This is a genomic window from Burkholderia metallica, from assembly GCF_001718555.1.
GTDB lineage: Bacteria > Pseudomonadota > Gammaproteobacteria > Burkholderiales > Burkholderiaceae > Burkholderia > Burkholderia metallica.
Genome location: NZ_CP013403.1, coordinates 1,619,142 through 1,635,304 on the forward strand (window position 1 = coordinate 1,619,142; position 16,163 = coordinate 1,635,304).

Sequence of the window (16,163 nt, forward strand, 5' to 3'; positions counted from 1 at the left end):
GCCGTTACGCGCGCGGCATGCCGAGCATCCGTTCGGCGACGATGTTGCGCTGGATCTCGTTGGTGCCCGCGTAGATCGTGCCGGCCTGCGCGAACAGGAAGCCGTCGAGCCAGTGGCCGAGCGTCGCGTGCTGCGCGGCTGTCTGCGGAACGACCTCGCCGTGCGCGCCGAGGATGTCGAGCGCGGTCTGGTGCATGCGCAGATCGAGTTCCGACCAGAACACCTTGTTGGTGCTCGACTCCGCGCCGATATGGCCGCCCTTCAGCAGCCGGCTCGCGGTCGCATACGTCGAAAGCGCATACGCCTGCGCATCCATCCACGCCTGCACCACGCGCTCGCGCAGCGTCGGGTCGCGGTCCGCGCTGTCGCGGTGCGCGAGATACAGGTCGCGCAGCGCCTGCGCGGTGCGCTGGAACCGTGCCGGCGAACGCAGCATCAGCCCGCGCTCGAAACCGGCCGTCGCCATCGCGACCTGCCAGCCCGCGCCTTCGGCCGCGAGCCGGTTGCCGACCGGCACGCGCACGTCGTCGAAGAAGATTTCCGCGAAACCGGTCTGCCCGTTCAACTGCCGGATCGGCCGCACCGTGATGCCCGGCGCGGACAGCGGCACCATCAGGAACGTGAGCCCGTGGTGGCGCGACGAGTCGGGATCGCTGCGGAACAGGCCGAAGAGCCAGTCCGCCCACACCGCGCGCGTCGACCAGATCTTCTGGCCGTTCAGCACGTATTCGTCACCGATACGGGCCGCCGTCGTGCGGATCGCGGCCATGTCCGAACCCGCGTTCGGCTCCGACCAGCCCTGCGCCCACACGTGCTCGCCGGCCGCCATCGCGGGCAGGAAGCGCGCCTTCTGCTCCGCGGTACCGAAATCCATCAGCGTCGGGCCGAGCAGGAAGATGCCGTTCTGGTTCACGCGCATCGGCGCGTCCGCGCGCCAGTACTCTTCCTCGAAGATCAGCCACTCGATCAGGTCGCAGCCGCGCCCGCCGAGTTCGCGCGGCCACGTGACCATGCTCCAGCGGCCCGAGTGCAGCGTGCGCTCCCAGTCGCGGTGGGCGGCGAAGCCTTCCTCGGTGTCGAAGCTCGGCAGCCGCTCGCGCGGCACGTGCGCGGCGAGCCATTCGCGGATCTCCGCGCGAAACGCCTGCTGTTGCGGCGTATAGGTCAGGTTCATGCGCGGGCCTCCCCGGCAGCGGCCTGCGCATCGAAGCGCGCGTCGCGCTTTTCGACGAACGCGGCGCGCGCTTCGGTCGAATCGTTCGTCATGTACGCCTGCAGCGTGAAGCCCTGCTCCCAGCGGTACTTGTCCTCGAGATCGCCGTCTTCGACGCCGTTCAGCGCCTCCTTCGCGAGCCGCACCATCGCCGGGCTCTTCTCCGCGATCCGGTGGGCGATCGCGAGCGCCGCGTCGCGCAGCGCGTCGCGCGTCACGACCTGCTCGAGCGCGCCGAGCCGGTACGCTTCGGCCGCGTCGATCATGTCGCCGGTGAAATACATCGTGCGCACCTTCTGCACGCCGAACAGCCGTTGCAGATGCGCGCCGCCGCCCATCGCGCCGCGATCGATCTCGGGCACGCCGAAGCGCGCGCAGTCGGCCGCGACGACGATGTCCGCCGCGCCGCAGATGCCAATCCCGCCGCCGAGCACGAAGCCGTGTACGGCCGCGATTACGGGCTTCGGGTTGCGGTGCACCGCGCGGAACGTCTCGTAGTTGCCTGCGTTGACCGACACGATCCGCTCCGGATGCGCGGCCAGCTCCTTGATGTCGACGCCCGCGCAGAAGCCGCGGCCCTCGCCGCGCACGACGATCACCCGCACGCCGTCGTCCTCGCCGAGCGCGTCGAGCGCGCGAGCAAGCGCGTGCCAGCCTTGCGCGTCGAGCGCGTTCACGGGCGGATGGGCGATCACCAGTTCGGCGATGCCGTCTGCGCGATCGATCCGGAACGGCATCGCGCCGGCCGGTTGGTGGGTTGCTGTCATCTCCTCTGCCTCCCTGTGATTGTGTTCACGCGGCCTCGGCGGCCGGCGCGCCGCGCAGCGCGGCCAGCGCGTCGAGCCGCTCGCCGGCTTGCGCGACGATGCGCGCAATCAGCGCGTCGCACGATTCAATCGCGCCGATCATCGCGGCCGCCTGGCCGCTCGGCAGCACGCCTTCGTCCGGACGCCCCTCGACGATCGCGCGCTGGATCAGGAACGGCGCGTTCGCGGCCATCAGCGTCTGGCTGGCCGTGTAGTCGTGCGAGCGCAGCGCCCTGAGCGCGAGGCCCAGCATGTCGGCCGTGCTCAGGCCGTTCCGGCGCCGCCACGCTTCGGCGGTTTTCAGCGCGAACCACGTGCGGCGCAGCGGGCCGAAGCGTTCGAGCTTCAGCAGATACGGGTTGTCGATCATCCGTTGCGGCAGCCCGTCGAGCGCATCCGACACGCGGATGCGTGCCGGGTCGCCCACGGCCACATAGCGATCGAGCGTCGCGCGCGGCACCGGCGATTCGGCGCTCATCAGGAAGCGCGTCCCCATCGCGATGCCGGCCGCGCCGTACGCGAGCGCGGCGGCCAGCCCGCGCCCGTCGAAGAAGCCGCCTGCCGCGACCACCGGCACCTGCACCGCGTCGAGTACCTTCGGCAGCAGCAGCGTGGTCGGCACCGCGCCCGTGTGGCCGCCGCCTTCCGCGCCCTGCACCGTCACGATGTCCGCGCCGAGCTCGACCGCCTTCGCCGCGTGCTTCGGCGCGCCGACGGTCGGCATGCAGACGATGCCGGCGTCCTTGAAGCGGCGGATCGTCTTCGCATCGGGCCCGCGGCCGTAGCTCACCGCGCGCAGCCGGTGCCTGATCGCCAGCTCGACGACCTGCTGCGCGTTCTTCTGGAACATGTGGAAGTTGATGCCGAACGGTTGATCCGTCAGCGACTTCACTTTCAGGATCTCGGCTTCGACCTGCTCCGGGTCGAGCGTCGCGCCGGCCAGGAAGCCGAAGCCGCCCGCGTTGCTCGTGGCCGCGACGAGCCGTGCATCGGCCACCCAGCCCATCGCGGTCTGTACGATCGGATAGCGGCAGCCGAGCAGGTCGCACAACGGCGTATGCAGCGTCGTGCTCATGCGGCGGCTCCGTTGACGGCGACCGGCGCCGGCGCCGGCGCTTGCGTGTCGCTTCGCTCCGCGCCGTTCGGCTGACGCTGCGAACTGGCCATGCTGCGCGCGTCGTAGCCGCCCAGACGATCGCCGCTCACCAGCTCGTTGTGCGCATGCGCGAAGTGATGCCATGCGAACGCCGCGTCCATCGCCGCGCGCTTGCCTTGCAGTTCCTCGACGTGATTCAGCGCCTGCTTGGTCAGCGTGAGTCCGAGGCGCGGCATCGTCGCGATCTTCGCGGCGATCGCGTAGGTCGCGTCGCGCAGCCGTTCGCGCGGCACCACGCGGTTGACCATCCCCATCTGGTACGCCCGCTCGGCCGGCATCCGTTCGCCGAGAAACAGGAACTCCTTCGCGATGCGCGGGTTCAGCTCGTACGCATGCGCGAAATACTCGACGCCCGGAATGCCCATCCGCACGACCGGATCGGCGAAGAACGCATCCTCCGACGCGACGATCAGGTCGCACACCCACGCGAGCATCAGCCCGCCTGCGATGCACGCGCCGTGCACCATCGCGATCGTCGGCTTCGGCAGGTCGCGCCAGCGCCGGCACATCCCGAGGTACACCTCCTGCTCGCGCGCATACAGGAATTCGCCGCCTTCCTTGTCGACGTGGTCGTACCACAGCGACGCGCGGTCGAACGACTCGTGGATGTCGCGGCCCGGCGTGCCGATGTCGTGACCCGCCGAGAAATGCTTGCCGGCGCCCGCGAGCACGATCGCCTTCACCGCGTCGTCGTGCGCCGCGCGCCGGAACGCCGCGTCGAGCGCATACGTCATCTTCGAGTTCTGCGCGTTGTGATACTCGGGACGGTTCATCGTGATCGTCGCGATGCCGCCTTCGACCGCGTAGTCGACGACACCGTCGCCGAAGGTCACCTGGGTCGCTTCCATGTCGGGCCTCATCCGCGGCGCGGCGCCGGATTGTTGCGCACGATCGTCGCGCGCAGGTTGTGAGGGTCGAGCGCACGCACGATGCGCAGGTCTTCCGCGTCCGGCGCGGCCGTCGTGCCGAGGTCCGGCGCGGCGATCAGCGGAAAACCGGTCGCGTCCTGCACCTCGTCGAAGCTCACGCCCGGATGCAGCGAGCGCACGCGGATCGCGTGGTCGGGGCCGCCGAAATCCATCACGCACAGATCGGTGACGATGCTGCGCAGGTCGACGAAGGTCTTCATCCCCGGCAGCCGGCGCGCCGGGTTGTAGCCGACCGTGCACACCATGTCGACTTCGCCCGCGACGAACGTGCGCTTGCCGTGGCCGCTGACGAAGAACGAGTTCGCGTGGTTCGTCGTGTTGCCGGGGAAGCCGCGCGCGCCAAGCAGCTGGGTTTTCGGGCGCGCGTAGTCGTCGCCGAGCCACGAGATGTTGGCCTGGCCGAAACGGTCGATCTGCGTCGGCATCACGAGCGCATGACGGCGGCCGTGCCACAGGCAGTCGAACACGCGCTCGTAGGTCATCCAGCCGCTCGCCTTCACGCGATAGCCGTCGGGGCGCGGGCCGAGCGGCACCGGCTCCTCGACGAGATACGCTTCGCCGTCGGTCAACAGCAGTCCGTTGTTGTAGGCGAGCCGTGCGAGGCCGGCCGCGAGCCGCGGGCCCGTGCCGATGCCGGTCGCCAGCACTTCGCCGTCGTCGCGCCAGAGTCGCGCGGACGCGACGATCATCAGTTCCGCGAGGGAATGGTCAAGAGATTCGCTCACAGGCGCTCCTTTACAGAATCGGCAACGGCAGCGTCGTCACATGCGACAGGCCGCCGACGCCTTCGAGGTACTGACGTTCGTCCTGGCCGACCACGTCGCGCAGGTAGGCCGCCGTCTTCGCGTCGTCCTCCGCGCTCGCGCAGTACGCGCGCAGGTGCGGCAGGTCCCAGCCGTAGGCCGGCCCGCACGACGTCGGGTGCGCGCCGCCCGGCGCGTGCACGACGCCCGTGACGAGCGAGCGCTCGAACGGGTTGCGTTTCGCGGCGTCGAGGTCCTCGCTCGCGAGCGACGCGTCGACCTTTTCCGCCGACACGTAGCAGCGCTGCGCGGCGCGCGCCATCCACGCGTCGAAGAACGGATCGGGGCCGTCGATGCGCGTGTTGCCCATCCGGTCGGCTGCGTTCACGTGCAGCAGCGCGACGTCGAGTTCGAGCGCGGGCATCGCGAGCAGCGTTTCGCCGTCGTCGTACGGCGACTGCACGGTGCGCAGTTGCGGTGCGTGATCGAGCAGCGCGGTGCCAAGCCCGGCGCGCGTCGGCAGGAACGGCAGCCGCGCGGCGGCCGCGCGCAGGCCGAGCTGCAGCATCCCTTCGTCGAGTTCGAGCACGTCGATGCGACCCTGTTCGCGCGCACGGCGGAAATGCGGTTCGAGCGGGATCACGTCGAGCGACACGAAGCCGAACACCACCTTGCGCACCTTGCCCGCCGCGCACAGCAGGCCGACGTCGGCGCCGCCGTACGCGACGACCGTCAGGTCTTTCAGGTCGGAGCGCGCGATTTCGCGCACCAGCGCCATCGGCTTGCGCCGCGGCCCCCATCCGCCGATGCCGATCGTCATGCCGTCGGCGAGTTGCGCGACCACGTCGCGCGCGGACATCGTCTTGTCGAGAGGTTTCATCGTCATCGTGCTGGCTTACCGGTATCCGATGCTGAAATCGTGGCCCCACTGGCTCACCTTCGTGGCCTCGAACACCGCATGTTTCGACCAGTCGACCGTGAGGCCGCCGAAGCCGTATTCGAGATCGAAGCCGCCGGGGGTCTTCATGTAGAACGAAATCATCTGGTCGTTGCAGTGCCGGCCGAGCGTCGCGGACATCTTCACGTCGTGCGCGGCGACCCGGTCGAGCGCGCGGCCGACTTCGTCCATCGAGTCGACTTCGGCCATCACATGCACGCAGCCCGACGGCACGGCCATCTCGAACAACGCGAGACTGTGATGGCGCGCGTTGCGGCAGTGCATGAAATGGATGCGTTTCTCGGGTTCGGCCGGATCGGGCGTGAACTTCACGCGATAGATGTCGGACAGCTCGAAGCCGAGCACGCCGCGCACGAACGCGTCGGTCGCATCGAACTGCGGCGCGGGCAGCACCGCGTGGCCGAGCCCCATGTCGCCGGTGACGAAGCGCGCGACGCCCAGCGGCGACACGAAGCGGCGGAAGTCGCAGCGCGCGCCCCAGTACAGCTCGTGGCGGTTGCCGGACGGGTCGGTGCACCACGCCATCGCCTGCACGCGGCGCAGCGCGGCTTCGTCGCGACTCGCGCGCGCCGGCTCGACGCCCGCACGCTGCAGCGCCGCGAGCGCGGCGTCGAACGCGGCACCATCGGGCAGTTCCCAGCCCGACGCGAAATAGCGGTCGGTCGAGCCGGGGACGATCACGTAGCGGAAATCGCGCTCGTCCATCTTCAGGTACAGCGCGCCGTCGGGCGCGTCGAGCGCCTGCATGCCCAGCACGTCTTCCGCGTAGCGGCGCCACGCATCGACGCGCGTCGCCTCGACGACGACATAGCCAAGCGCACGGACATCGATCATGTCGGCCTCCTCCTGGTTCAGAATCCGTTGTTCGTGAAAGGATTCTGGCCGGTCGGGGGTGGCGTTACATCGTCTGTTGGGACGAGAGGCGGCGGGGAATCGACGCGGCGCAGGCGCGCGCGCAAGCCCGGCGGGACGGGCCGGGCGTGCGGGAGGAAACGGGGCGCAGGGAAAAGTTGCCGCGGTGCGGCAATCCGGGTCAGTCGAACGGGTTCAGCAGCCTGACGCCGGTACGGGCGAAATCGTCGACGTTGCGCGTGACGACCGTGAGATCGTTGATCAGCGCGGTGGCCGCGATCAGTTTGTCGAGTTCGTGGGTCGGATCGGGCACGCGCAAATGCCCCCACATCTGGCTGATCTCGATGTCGACCGGCAGGATGTTCGGCGCATAGCCGGACAGGATGGTCGCCATCCAGGCCTCGAGCATCGACGCCTGGCGCGTATCGCCGCGATGACGGATCAGGTCGACGCCGCGGCGAAGTTCAGCAACCGTTACGACGGACAGGTAAAGCGGGCTCGCGTCGGCCGCTGCTTGCTTGAAGAATGCCCGCACGCCGCGGTTGGTTCGCTTGCCCTTCCTGATTTCGCTGATGACGTTCGTATCAATCAGATAGGCTTGACGATTCGACGCGTTTTCTTTTGCTTTCAATTGGTTAGAGGCACATTTCGGCGAAAAAACACTTGCTGGAGTGTCCATCTTGCCGCCGTGAGAATCAAGCACTTACCCTCGACCGTCTTCCAGTCGACTTGCGGCCTATCCATCGCCCCCTTCGACGTCGCCTACGCAGGCACGAACCGAACGCGCCGCCATGCGTCCGGATCGCGACACACGCCCTCGTTGTCCGGCGTCACCTCGACGAGCCCGTGCATTTCGCCGCGCTCACGCGGAACGCATACGAGATCGAACGACCATATCCCATCGAATACGTTCTCCGGGTTGCCGCGGAAGTTCAGACGGTTGTACACCGGTGTAATGAAATACCAGACGCGATAGCCAAGCGGCGCGAAGTACTCGAGAAACGACTTCGAACTGTCTCCCGTGTAGTGGTTGAGGTATTCGAGATACACGATCGGACGCAGTGTCCGGATTGAATCCTGCGCGCCGCGAATGGTTTGAATTTCGAAACCTTCGACGTCGGCTTTCAGGAAGTCGAGTCTCGGCAGCCGCAACGAATCGATCGTGCGCAACGGCACCTGTTCGGCCACGGCATGACTCATCAGTAGCGATGATCCGCCGAAATTGTTCGGCAATCGCGGGTCCACGATCGGAAACTCGACAGTCTCGTCGACGTCGCCAACCGCATACTGAAATGCACGCACGTTCAGCCGCTCGTTCAGCGCGAGATTCGCATTCAGCAATTGAAACGTGTGCCGCTGTGGTTCGAACGCGAATACCGTTCCGTTATCGCCAACTGTTTTGGAGAGCATGACAGTATGCGAACCGATGTTCGCCCCGGCCTCGACAACCGTGTCGCCCTGCCGAACCATCTGCATAAACAGGAATGCTTCCGGCTCCGACCACTCCCCATACAACGACAGGCTGCGACCGACAAACTCATCATTCGAATTAAACAGCATCTTGCCGTGTCGACACATCCGATCCTCATACAGCGGCATCACGACCCCGTCTTCGTAGTTATTCACGGAATGTGATTATAGGGTCAAGACGTCTAAACTAATATTCCTCGGTATCCGCGAAATTATTCTTCTGACATATCCCGTCGGGTGTGCGTCATCGTACGGCGTTCACATACGTACATATGACGAGATGGCCGCCAACGTGCCAGGGATTCGTTGATCAATGGTGCTTCTGGGCAAAACATCCCCACCCGTCATATTCCAGGCCGTAGAGCATGTAAAGACATGCCATGAAACCGGAAACGGACAAGATATTGTGCTGGTGGCGGTGCATCTTACCGTCCGCGACGAGCGCGCTGCATCGTCGGTGTTTGCTGGGCTTCGTCGGGCGAGGTGCCTCTTCCAATTTCCGCTAACTTTATTTGCAAATCCATTAGCACTTTGCAAACATACGTTCATGCACTCAATCGAATCCCCAAACAAGCCGCCCAAGCCCTCAAGGCAATGCCGCGCAACATTTCGGTGACGATTCGGGAAAAGATCGATGCACTGGCTGCCGATCCCTACGCACCGAATCCGAACGCGAAGAAGTTGGCAGGCCAGCCCGGCTACCGGCTCCGAGTTGGCGATTGGCGTGTGTTGTACGAAATCGAAGACGGCCGCGTTGTGATCGTTGTGCTGGCCGTCAAACCCCGTGGAGGTGCCTACAAATGACCGAAGTTCAATTTATCGAGCATGACGGCCACCGGGCCTTTGCGGTGGTCCCCATCGAACTGTGGGACCGCGTGAAGGATCTGCTCGAAGACCTCGAAGACGAAGCGCTGTATGCACGCGCAAAGGCAAGCGATGACGGCCACCGCATCCCGGCCGCCGTGCTTGACGCGGAACTGGCTGGCGATCATCCCGTTCGCGCGTGGCGCAATCATCTGCGTATGACACAAGATGCTCTCGCCGCAGCAGCGGGCATCAGCAAACCGTATCTCAGTCAGATCGAAACGCGTCAACGCGTCGGCACTACCGACGTGCTGTCCAAGATCGCCAGCGCGCTCTCCGTGCCGGTTGACGAACTGATCGAGCGACTGCCTGCGCAACCGTAACGTGATGTCGCTCGTCTCGTCGGGCTGCGCGAGGGATTGAGTCTCTTCGGGTAAAGCTGGGTTCTTAAGGAATTCTGAACAAGTTCTGAACACGCCCTTCGGCGACAAGGGCTGTCATCCGATCGAATGCTTCAATCAAATACACGCGTGGCCCCGCCGGAATCCTGAACACGTTGAAAATCCGCGTCGTCGCCAACATCAGGCATGCTCATCAGCACCTGCGCAAATGTCTTTCGCTTCGGCCGGCCGAGCGCATCGGCCAGAATGGCCCGGTGTTCGGCCTCGGCACTCCGGCCATTTGCCGCAGCCTGCTCGCGCAGGCTCTGAACGATACTGTCATCCACGTTACGCACCAGTAGATTTGCCATAAGTTCCTCCATCCTGGTTTGATATCAATGATAGCGCCGCGACTGCGAACTGCAATCATCGCCATCGGCGGAAAGAGGACAGTGATTGGCGTCGGCGAACGATAACGAGCCGCATGAATCGTCTCGGCATGCGCCGCTCGCCCGACGGGTCGAATTGCTGTTAGCAAGGTAAGCCGGATCGGAACGGCGGGAAAGACGGCCGATCGACTATTCACCCCGTCTTGTGGAGACGCCCGCAAACCGCAGCGAGGCGGCTGCATTCACCGCCGCCGCGCGCCGTGCTCGCAACGGTCGTCGGTCGGCGAGCGTTGCCACGCCCGTATCGGCGATGCCGGCGTCGCCCTCCCCGGCACACGCGACGCCAGCCGAACCACTCAGAACCGATACGAAATCCCGATCTGCAACACCGGGTACCACCGATAGCGCGACATCACCTGCCGCAGCGAATCCAGCCCGCTCGCGGCCAGGATCTGGCTCTTCGCCGGCCCGGCCGCGGCTGCCAGTTCCGGCGACAGCGTGTACGAGCATTTCGGTATCCCGTACGCGACGCCGAGGTCGGCAACGAAACCCAGCCCCTTCGACGCCGGCCGATGCCCGTAGCCGATCCCGAAGTACGGCATCACGGTCGGATAGCGCGCTTCCGCCACCGCGTACATTCCCGGCAGCGCCGGATAACGCTTGCCGCCGAACACATAGGTGCCGTTGGTCGGCACGGATACGCCGTGAAGCTCGTCGTCGTTGAAACGCAACCCGAGCGTCGCCCGGAAGCCGCTGCCTCGCCACGGAAAGACATCGGCGTACAAGCCGCCCTGGCGCAACTTCAGGTCGTCCTGATAGCGATTGCCTGCCACCGTGAAATCATGCGTCAGATCGATCGCATTGAAATCCGCGTGCGCCCCCAGCATCGAATTGAAGCTCACGGCCGCGCCGATGCCGACGCCCTGCGTACCGCCCTGCAGGTAGATCTCCTGCGCGTGCGCGCTAGCCGCGCACATCGCCGCGACCGCTGCCCATTGGTTCACCGTCATTTTCACGGGCGCCTCCCCCGACATGTGCCGGGCGCGCGTCGCCAACGCATGCGGCCTGCGCCGCCCTGCGCGTTGCGAACCCCGACACGACACCTTGCAAGCACGCTTGCCGTTCTACGGATCGGGAACGCGTTGCCCCGCGCGCATGACCGATACGACATGCGCGGCGCCCGCGGCCCGATCCGATTCCCCGTTTGTTTCGATGTCGTTGCATGCCGCCGATGCGTTCATCGTGGTTGCCTGTTTCGTTCGCACCGGCGGCACCGGGTCAACCGCAAAGCGCATGCCATGCGGCGCAAACCGAAGCGCGACAAGCGTGAGCGCCGAACACGGGCGGTCACACGGCTTGTCATCGGAGGAAATGTTTCAGGAACGCATCGTGATTCGGTGAGCGATGCCGGCACACGCGACCTGCCGCGCCGTCCATCGAGGCCGCAATGCGCGCGGAACGAGGCTGAACGGCCTTCAGCGGTCGGGAGTCGCCGTGGTCGTCAAGGGTGTGTGACGCAACGCATCGAAGAATGCGTTGCAAGAATGTGACCTCGCGCTCGTCGAGCGCGAGGCCGATGCGCGATCGCGCGTGGCGATGCAGGGTGAATACGGATGCCGGCGGGTATCTAATACTTAAGATTTATTGGCTTTCTAGATCACCATCCGAACGGAGCCCCTTGATACAATCCATCAACCAAGACCGATCCGATTTATAAATCAATCCGGCAAACGGAAAATTGCAGGCGACGCACCTCACCTCGAACATCCGCGGCAACCATCGGCAATTTATAAGACAAATCGACTAGCGGGGGAAAATGTGAAACACATCGCAATTCTTTTGTTGGTTGCAGCCACTGTTGCTGCTTGCAATTCGAAACAATCCGACAACAGTGCTCAGTCGTCAACGACAAGTCCCAATTCATCCAGCGACACTTCCACGCCGCAGCAACCGCCCCCAGTGGTGGCCCCTGCGCCTCCGCCCCCTTCACACAACTACGCAATGAGCCAAGATGGCACGTATGGTTACGAGCCTGCACTTAGTGAAGACGACGTGAGAGCAGGAAAGGCCACGAAGGCGCTTGTCATGATGCGCTATGTGGGCCTGAGGGATGGAAGCTATATTCTGCTCCTGGTCGATGAAGACAATCCGAATATTTCGAATCGCATTACGTGTTCAGCCCCGTGCAATTTCGCCAAGTCGCAAACCATGGCCGGCGATTCGGTTGTAAAAACTGAAACCATACGGGTTGTACCCAATTCGCTGATCGGCGCAATGATCGAAGACGCGATGTCAGGGCAGCTGACGCCCTATGGTCAACGCACGGCAACGTTGCCCCAGTCTCAACAATCAGCGACTACGACGCTCTCGCCACCATCGAATTTACCTGTTGCGCAGCCAGTGGCAAATCAACCCGCAAGCGACGCTGCAGCCTCCCCCCTGCAACAAACCAGCTTCGACTGTGCTAAAGCCAAGTCCATTCCGGAATTTTTGATCTGTCACGATCCCGATCTTGCGGCTTCAGATCGAGATCTGGCCGCGACTTACCAACAAGCGAAAGACGCCGTCATCGACAAGGCTGCCTTTGTTGAGCGGACACGCAAACAATGGAATTTTCGTGAGAAAAATTGTCGCGACAAGGAATGTCTGACATCGTGGTATGCGTATCAGAAGCGCGTTCTGACGAAGATCGCCCAAACCGGCGATGTTAACGTTCAAGACAATTGACGCGGCTCAAGCGACGCCGACGCCTGCTCGTCCGAGCAGGCGTCTTCGCACTCGCTACAACCCATACCCGCCCGACACATTCAACTGCTGCCCGGTGATGTAATTCGCCCGATCCGACGCGAGAAACACCGCCGCCCGCCCGATATCGTGCGCCTTCCCCCAGCGCTTGAGCGCGAGCATCTTCTGCGTCTCGTCGATCCACGCCTGGTCGAACTGCCCTTGTTCGAGCAGCACCGGAAACATCCCGGCCTCGATCACGCCGACCAGGATCGAATTCGCGCGGATCTCGTGGCGGCCTTCCTCGCGCGCGAGCCCCTTGACCAGCGCTTCGTTGGCCGCCTTCGGCGCGACCGACAGCCCGTCGCGATCCGGCCAGCGCAGGTGCCCGGCCGAGCCGAGCGTGACGAACGATCCGCCGCCCGACGCGCGGAAATGCGGCAACGCGGCCTTCGCCGCGTTGAAAAAACCGACCGTCTCGACGTCGATCGCACGGCGCCAGTCGTCGTGCGTCATGTCACCGATATGGCGCTGGTTCACGAACGGCCCGGCCGCCCACACGATCGTATGCACGCGGCCATGCGCGCCGATCGCAGCCGCGAGCGCGGCGTCGACCTGCGCGGGATCGGTCACGTCCACGCGGTGCGTGGTGGCCGCGACACCTTCGTCGCGTATATCGCGTGCGACGCGCTCGGCCACGTCGGCCTTGCTGCGGTAGCCCACCGCGACCGGCACGCCGGCCCGCGCGAACTCGCGCGCGACACCCTGCCCGATCCCGCCGCTGCCGCCGAACACCAGTACCGCCCCCTGCGGAAACCCGTTGTCGTTCATGCGTTCATCCCGTTCGTGTGTCGCGGCGGCGCTCAGGCCGCCGCCTCGGTCTGCGCCCGCAGGCGGTACTTCAGCACCTTGCCGGCGGCGCTCGTCGGCAGCTGCTCGACGAACGTGAAATAGCGCGGCACCTTGTAGTTCGCCATGTTGCGGCGCGCCCAGTCGTTCAGTTCGTCCGCGTCGGCATGCGCGCCCGGCCGCAGCACGACATACGCGTGCCCGACTTCGCCCAGCCGCGGATCGGGCACGCCGACCAGCGCCACCTGCGCGATCGACGGATGCGCGGCGAGCAGCCGTTCGATCTCGGCCGGATAACAGTTGAAGCCGCCGACGATGAACATGTCCTTGATGCGGTCGGTGATCTTCAGGTTGCCGTTCGCATCGACGCAGCCGAGATCCCCCGTATGCAGCCAGCCGTCGGCATCGACGGTCTCGCGCGTCGCGTCCGCCTGGTTGAAGTAGCCGCGCATCACGTTGTAGCCGCGCACCCAGATCTCGCCGGTCTCGTCCGGCCCGAGCGGCGCGCCGCCCGGCCCCGCGATGCGCAGCTCGACGTCCGGCATCGGCCGGCCGGACGTACAGGCGACCGTCTCGGCATCGTCGCCCTGCCGGCACAGCGTCGCGAAACCGCACGACTCGGTCAGCCCGTAGCCGGTCAGCACCGTCTCGAAGCCGAGCTCCGCGCGCATCCGCTCGATCAGGCTCGGCGCGATCGCGGCCGCCCCCGTCACCGCGATCCGCAGCGACGACAGGTCGTGCCGCGCGCGATCGGGTGCGTCGAGCAGCGCGTAGTACAGCGTCGGCGGCCCGGGCAGCACCGACACGCGATCGTCGGCCACGCGGCGCAGCACGTCGGCCGGCTGGAACACGAGATGCGGCAGCACGGTCGCGCCGCTCGACAGCGCCGCGAGCCAGCCGGCCTTGTAGCCGAACGTGTGGAAGAACGGATTGACGATCAGGTAGCGGTCGTCGGCGCGCACGCCGGCGATCGCCGCCCACGCCTGCGCGGCGCGCAGATTCTGGCCGTGCGCGGTCATCACGCCTTTCGGGCGGCCCGTTGTGCCGGACGTGAACATCAGGTCCATCACGGTGTCGGGTGTGACCTGCGCCTCGCGTTCCCGCACCGCCGCCAGCGGCACCGCGGCGCCGCGCGCGAGGAACGCGTTCCAGGTCTCGTCGCACGCGCCGGCGGGCGGCTCGCCGTCGAACACGACCACGCGTTCGAGCGTCGCGGGCCGGTGCGGCGCGAGCATCGCCGGATAGGATTCGCCGAGGAAGGTGCCGCAGCAGAACAGCAGCCGCACGCCGCCGTCGTGCAGGATGCCGCCCACCTCCATCCCCTTCATTCGCGTATTGACCGGCACGAGGATCGCGCCGACGGTGTGGATCGCCAGCGCCGCGACGATCCACTGCGGCAGGTTCGGCGCCCACACCGCGATGCGGTCGCCCGCGTCGATGCCGCTCGCGAGCAGCGCGCGGGCCGCGTCGACGCGCGCCGCATCGAGTTCCGCGTAGGTCAGCCGGCCGTGTTCCGACTCGATCGCCGGATGCGCGCCGTGGCGCGCGGCTGCCCGTGCGATCAGCGCGGGCGTGGTCAGGATTTCGTTGTCCATCGTCATAGATCAGGGTGGCCGTGCGCGCCGCCGGCGCGCCGCGGCTCAGTCGGGAAACACCACGCGCAGCGCGTCGCTCGCGGGCCGCGCGCAACAGGCGAGCGTCCAGCCGGCCGCGATCTCGTCGTCGTCGAGCACGTGGTTGCTGTCGAGCGCGACTTCACCACGCTCGATCCGGCACATGCATGCGCCGCACTGCCCCATCCGGCAGGAATTCGGCGCCGGCACGCCCGCGCGCAGCATCGCGTCGAGCAGCGTTTCGCCGGGTGCGCTGTCGAACGCGAACGCGTCGCCGTCGAGGACCGTCTCGATCGCCGCGCCGTAGCCGGCCTCGGCTGCCGTCGCGGACGGATCGGCCTGCGCCGGCGCATCGGGCAACGACGCAAACCGCTCGACGTGCACCCGCGCACGCGGCAGCCCGAGGCCGAGCATCGCGGCGAGCGCGTTCTCCATGAACAGCGCGGGCCCGCAGATGAACGTCTCCTGCCGGCTGAACGGCCGCGCGAGTTCCTCGAGATGGCGTTGCTGCGGGATGCCCTGCACGCTGTCGAGCCAGTGAATCGCGCGCAGCCGGCCCGGATGACGGTGCGCGAGCTGCTGCAGTTCGTCGCGGAAAATCACCGAACGCTCGTCGCGGTTCGCATAGATCAGCGTCAGCATCCCGCGACCGTGCACGAGCGCCGATTTCAGGATCGACAGCACCGGCGTGATGCCGCTGCCGCCCGCGAACAGCAGCAGGTCGCCGTCCAGCGTGCGCGGCGTGAACACACCGGCCGGCGGCAGCACGTCGAGCGTGTCGCCCGCCTTCACGCGGTCGCACAGCCAGTTCGACGCGCGGCCGTCGCGTACGCGCTTGACGGTGATCTTCGGCGCGGCGTCGATACCGGGCGCGCTCGACAGCGAATAGCAGCGCGCGACGCTCGCATCCGCGCACGGCACGTTCAGCGTCAGGAACTGCCCGGGCCGGTACGCGAACGCGTCGCGCAACGCAGCAGGCACGTCGAACACGAACGAGCACGCGTCGTCGCTTTCGGCGATCACGTCGGCCACGGTCAGCCGGTGAAAACGGGAATCGCTCATCGCCCGCTCCTCATGCCGCGCCGGCCGTGTCGCCGGCAGCGCGATACGCTTGCGTCGACGCCAGCGCCGGCGCGACGCCCGCAAACGCATTCAGCACGTGCGCGCTCGCGCCGCCGATCGTCCGCGCGAGTGCTTGCAGGATCGTGGTGTGCGCATCGTTCGTGTGGTCGCGGTTCAGTCTGCGTGTCATGTGTCGTCTCTTTCCGGTGCGATGA

Annotated in this window: 18 protein-coding genes; 3 read left to right on the forward strand and 15 right to left on the reverse strand. The window is 66.1% G+C overall.

Going from position 1 to position 16,163, the window contains the following annotated elements:
* Positions 1-4 precede the first annotated feature (4 nt).
* The 9 genes from WJ16_RS26905 to WJ16_RS26945 form a co-directional block, all read right to left on the reverse strand.
* Positions 5-1,174: an acyl-CoA dehydrogenase family protein gene (locus WJ16_RS26905; protein ID WP_069260072.1), complete on the reverse strand. Its 1,170-nt coding sequence runs from the start codon at positions 1,172-1,174 to the stop codon at positions 5-7.
* Positions 1,171-1,980 (reverse strand): enoyl-CoA hydratase family protein, encoded by an 810-nt coding sequence (locus WJ16_RS26910; protein WP_069261151.1) that lies wholly within the window; start codon positions 1,978-1,980, stop codon positions 1,171-1,173. The genes WJ16_RS26905 and WJ16_RS26910 overlap by 4 nt, the downstream gene beginning before the upstream one ends.
* A 25-nt stretch (positions 1,981-2,005) precedes the next feature.
* On the reverse strand, positions 2,006-3,094 hold the full coding sequence (locus tag WJ16_RS26915; RefSeq protein WP_069260073.1) for an NAD(P)H-dependent flavin oxidoreductase: 1,089 nt from the start codon (positions 3,092-3,094) through the stop codon (positions 2,006-2,008).
* The gene (locus WJ16_RS26920; RefSeq protein ID WP_069260074.1) at positions 3,091-4,023 is read right to left on the reverse strand and encodes an enoyl-CoA hydratase; all 933 of its coding nucleotides are present in this window, start codon (positions 4,021-4,023) and stop codon (positions 3,091-3,093) included. The genes WJ16_RS26915 and WJ16_RS26920 overlap by 4 nt, the downstream gene beginning before the upstream one ends.
* A gap of 8 nt (positions 4,024-4,031) precedes the next feature.
* Positions 4,032-4,829 carry a CoA-transferase subunit beta gene (locus WJ16_RS26925; protein WP_069260075.1) on the reverse strand — a complete coding sequence of 266 codons (798 nt, stop codon included), beginning with the start codon at positions 4,827-4,829 and terminating at the stop codon, positions 4,032-4,034.
* A gap of 10 nt (positions 4,830-4,839) precedes the next feature.
* A complete protein-coding gene (locus WJ16_RS26930) occupies positions 4,840-5,733 on the reverse strand; it encodes a CoA transferase subunit A (RefSeq protein WP_069260076.1) in 894 nt (297 codons plus the stop codon).
* Between the two features lie 9 nt (positions 5,734-5,742).
* A complete protein-coding gene (locus WJ16_RS26935) occupies positions 5,743-6,639 on the reverse strand; it encodes a VOC family protein (protein ID WP_069260077.1) in 897 nt (298 codons plus the stop codon).
* A gap of 199 nt (positions 6,640-6,838) precedes the next feature.
* Positions 6,839-7,249 carry a type II toxin-antitoxin system VapC family toxin gene (locus tag WJ16_RS26940; RefSeq protein ID WP_069261152.1) on the reverse strand — a complete coding sequence of 137 codons (411 nt, stop codon included), beginning with the start codon at positions 7,247-7,249 and terminating at the stop codon, positions 6,839-6,841.
* Between the two features lie 170 nt (positions 7,250-7,419).
* On the reverse strand, positions 7,420-8,283 hold the full coding sequence (locus WJ16_RS26945; RefSeq protein ID WP_226241895.1) for an FkbM family methyltransferase: 864 nt from the start codon (positions 8,281-8,283) through the stop codon (positions 7,420-7,422).
* A gap of 438 nt (positions 8,284-8,721) precedes the next feature.
* On the opposite strand from WJ16_RS26945, the gene WJ16_RS26950 reads away from it, so the two are divergent.
* On the forward strand, positions 8,722-8,931 hold the full coding sequence (locus tag WJ16_RS26950) for a type II toxin-antitoxin system RelE family toxin (protein WP_069260078.1): 210 nt from the start codon (positions 8,722-8,724) through the stop codon (positions 8,929-8,931).
* A complete protein-coding gene (locus WJ16_RS26955; RefSeq protein WP_069260079.1) occupies positions 8,928-9,314 on the forward strand; it encodes a helix-turn-helix domain-containing protein in 387 nt (128 codons plus the stop codon). The genes WJ16_RS26950 and WJ16_RS26955 overlap by 4 nt, the downstream gene beginning before the upstream one ends.
* Positions 9,315-9,445: 131 nt before the next feature.
* Here the strand turns inward: WJ16_RS26955 and WJ16_RS26960 are convergent, their stop codons facing one another.
* Positions 9,446-9,682, reverse strand: a complete 237-nt coding sequence (locus WJ16_RS26960) for a FitA-like ribbon-helix-helix domain-containing protein (protein WP_069261154.1) — start codon at positions 9,680-9,682, stop codon at positions 9,446-9,448.
* A gap of 374 nt (positions 9,683-10,056) precedes the next feature.
* The gene (locus WJ16_RS26965) at positions 10,057-10,734 is read right to left on the reverse strand and encodes a hypothetical protein (protein WP_069261155.1); all 678 of its coding nucleotides are present in this window, start codon (positions 10,732-10,734) and stop codon (positions 10,057-10,059) included.
* Positions 10,735-11,701: 967 nt separating this feature from the next.
* Between WJ16_RS26965 and WJ16_RS33835 the strand changes: the two genes are divergently transcribed.
* Positions 11,702-12,427, forward strand: a complete 726-nt coding sequence (locus tag WJ16_RS33835) for a lysozyme inhibitor LprI family protein (protein WP_076606011.1) — start codon at positions 11,702-11,704, stop codon at positions 12,425-12,427.
* Positions 12,428-12,481: 54 nt separating this feature from the next.
* On the opposite strand, the gene WJ16_RS26970 is transcribed toward WJ16_RS33835, so the two are convergent.
* From WJ16_RS26970 to WJ16_RS26985, 4 genes are read right to left on the reverse strand one after another with little or no spacing between them, the layout of a single operon-like run.
* The gene (locus WJ16_RS26970; protein WP_069260080.1) at positions 12,482-13,255 is read right to left on the reverse strand and encodes an SDR family NAD(P)-dependent oxidoreductase; all 774 of its coding nucleotides are present in this window, start codon (positions 13,253-13,255) and stop codon (positions 12,482-12,484) included.
* A gap of 32 nt (positions 13,256-13,287) precedes the next feature.
* On the reverse strand, positions 13,288-14,874 hold the full coding sequence (locus WJ16_RS26975) for a FadD3 family acyl-CoA ligase (protein ID WP_069260081.1): 1,587 nt from the start codon (positions 14,872-14,874) through the stop codon (positions 13,288-13,290).
* A gap of 39 nt (positions 14,875-14,913) precedes the next feature.
* Positions 14,914-15,948 carry a ferredoxin--NADP reductase gene (locus WJ16_RS26980; protein ID WP_069260082.1) on the reverse strand — a complete coding sequence of 345 codons (1,035 nt, stop codon included), beginning with the start codon at positions 15,946-15,948 and terminating at the stop codon, positions 14,914-14,916.
* Positions 15,949-15,958: 10 nt separating this feature from the next.
* The gene (locus WJ16_RS26985) at positions 15,959-16,138 is read right to left on the reverse strand and encodes a hypothetical protein (protein WP_069260083.1); all 180 of its coding nucleotides are present in this window, start codon (positions 16,136-16,138) and stop codon (positions 15,959-15,961) included.
* Positions 16,139-16,163: the final 25 nt, after the last annotated feature.

What these genes read in the sequence shown, in the direction of transcription:
- WJ16_RS26905 (WP_069260072.1), bottom strand. Translation starts at nt 1,174, where the DNA reads ATGAACCTGACCTATACGCCGCAACAGCAGGCGTTTCGCGCGGAGATC.
- WJ16_RS26910 (WP_069261151.1), bottom strand. Translation starts at nt 1,980, where the DNA reads ATGACAGCAACCCACCAACCGGCCGGCGCGATGCCGTTCCGGATCGAT.
- WJ16_RS26915 (WP_069260073.1), bottom strand. Translation starts at nt 3,094, where the DNA reads ATGAGCACGACGCTGCATACGCCGTTGTGCGACCTGCTCGGCTGCCGC.
- WJ16_RS26920 (WP_069260074.1), bottom strand. Translation starts at nt 4,023, where the DNA reads ATGGAAGCGACCCAGGTGACCTTCGGCGACGGTGTCGTCGACTACGCG.
- WJ16_RS26930 (WP_069260076.1), bottom strand. Translation starts at nt 5,733, where the DNA reads ATGACGATGAAACCTCTCGACAAGACGATGTCCGCGCGCGACGTGGTC.
- WJ16_RS26935 (WP_069260077.1), bottom strand. Translation starts at nt 6,639, where the DNA reads ATGATCGATGTCCGTGCGCTTGGCTATGTCGTCGTCGAGGCGACGCGC.
- WJ16_RS26950 (WP_069260078.1), top strand. Translation starts at nt 8,722, where the DNA reads ATGCCGCGCAACATTTCGGTGACGATTCGGGAAAAGATCGATGCACTG.
- WJ16_RS26955 (WP_069260079.1), top strand. Translation starts at nt 8,928, where the DNA reads ATGACCGAAGTTCAATTTATCGAGCATGACGGCCACCGGGCCTTTGCG.
- WJ16_RS26960 (WP_069261154.1), bottom strand. Translation starts at nt 9,682, where the DNA reads ATGGCAAATCTACTGGTGCGTAACGTGGATGACAGTATCGTTCAGAGC.
- WJ16_RS26965 (WP_069261155.1), bottom strand. Translation starts at nt 10,734, where the DNA reads ATGTCGGGGGAGGCGCCCGTGAAAATGACGGTGAACCAATGGGCAGCG.
- WJ16_RS33835 (WP_076606011.1), top strand. Translation starts at nt 11,702, where the DNA reads ATGAGCCAAGATGGCACGTATGGTTACGAGCCTGCACTTAGTGAAGAC.
- WJ16_RS26970 (WP_069260080.1), bottom strand. Translation starts at nt 13,255, where the DNA reads ATGAACGACAACGGGTTTCCGCAGGGGGCGGTACTGGTGTTCGGCGGC.
- WJ16_RS26975 (WP_069260081.1), bottom strand. Translation starts at nt 14,874, where the DNA reads ATGACGATGGACAACGAAATCCTGACCACGCCCGCGCTGATCGCACGG.
- WJ16_RS26980 (WP_069260082.1), bottom strand. Translation starts at nt 15,948, where the DNA reads ATGAGCGATTCCCGTTTTCACCGGCTGACCGTGGCCGACGTGATCGCC.
- WJ16_RS26985 (WP_069260083.1), bottom strand. Translation starts at nt 16,138, where the DNA reads ATGACACGCAGACTGAACCGCGACCACACGAACGATGCGCACACCACG.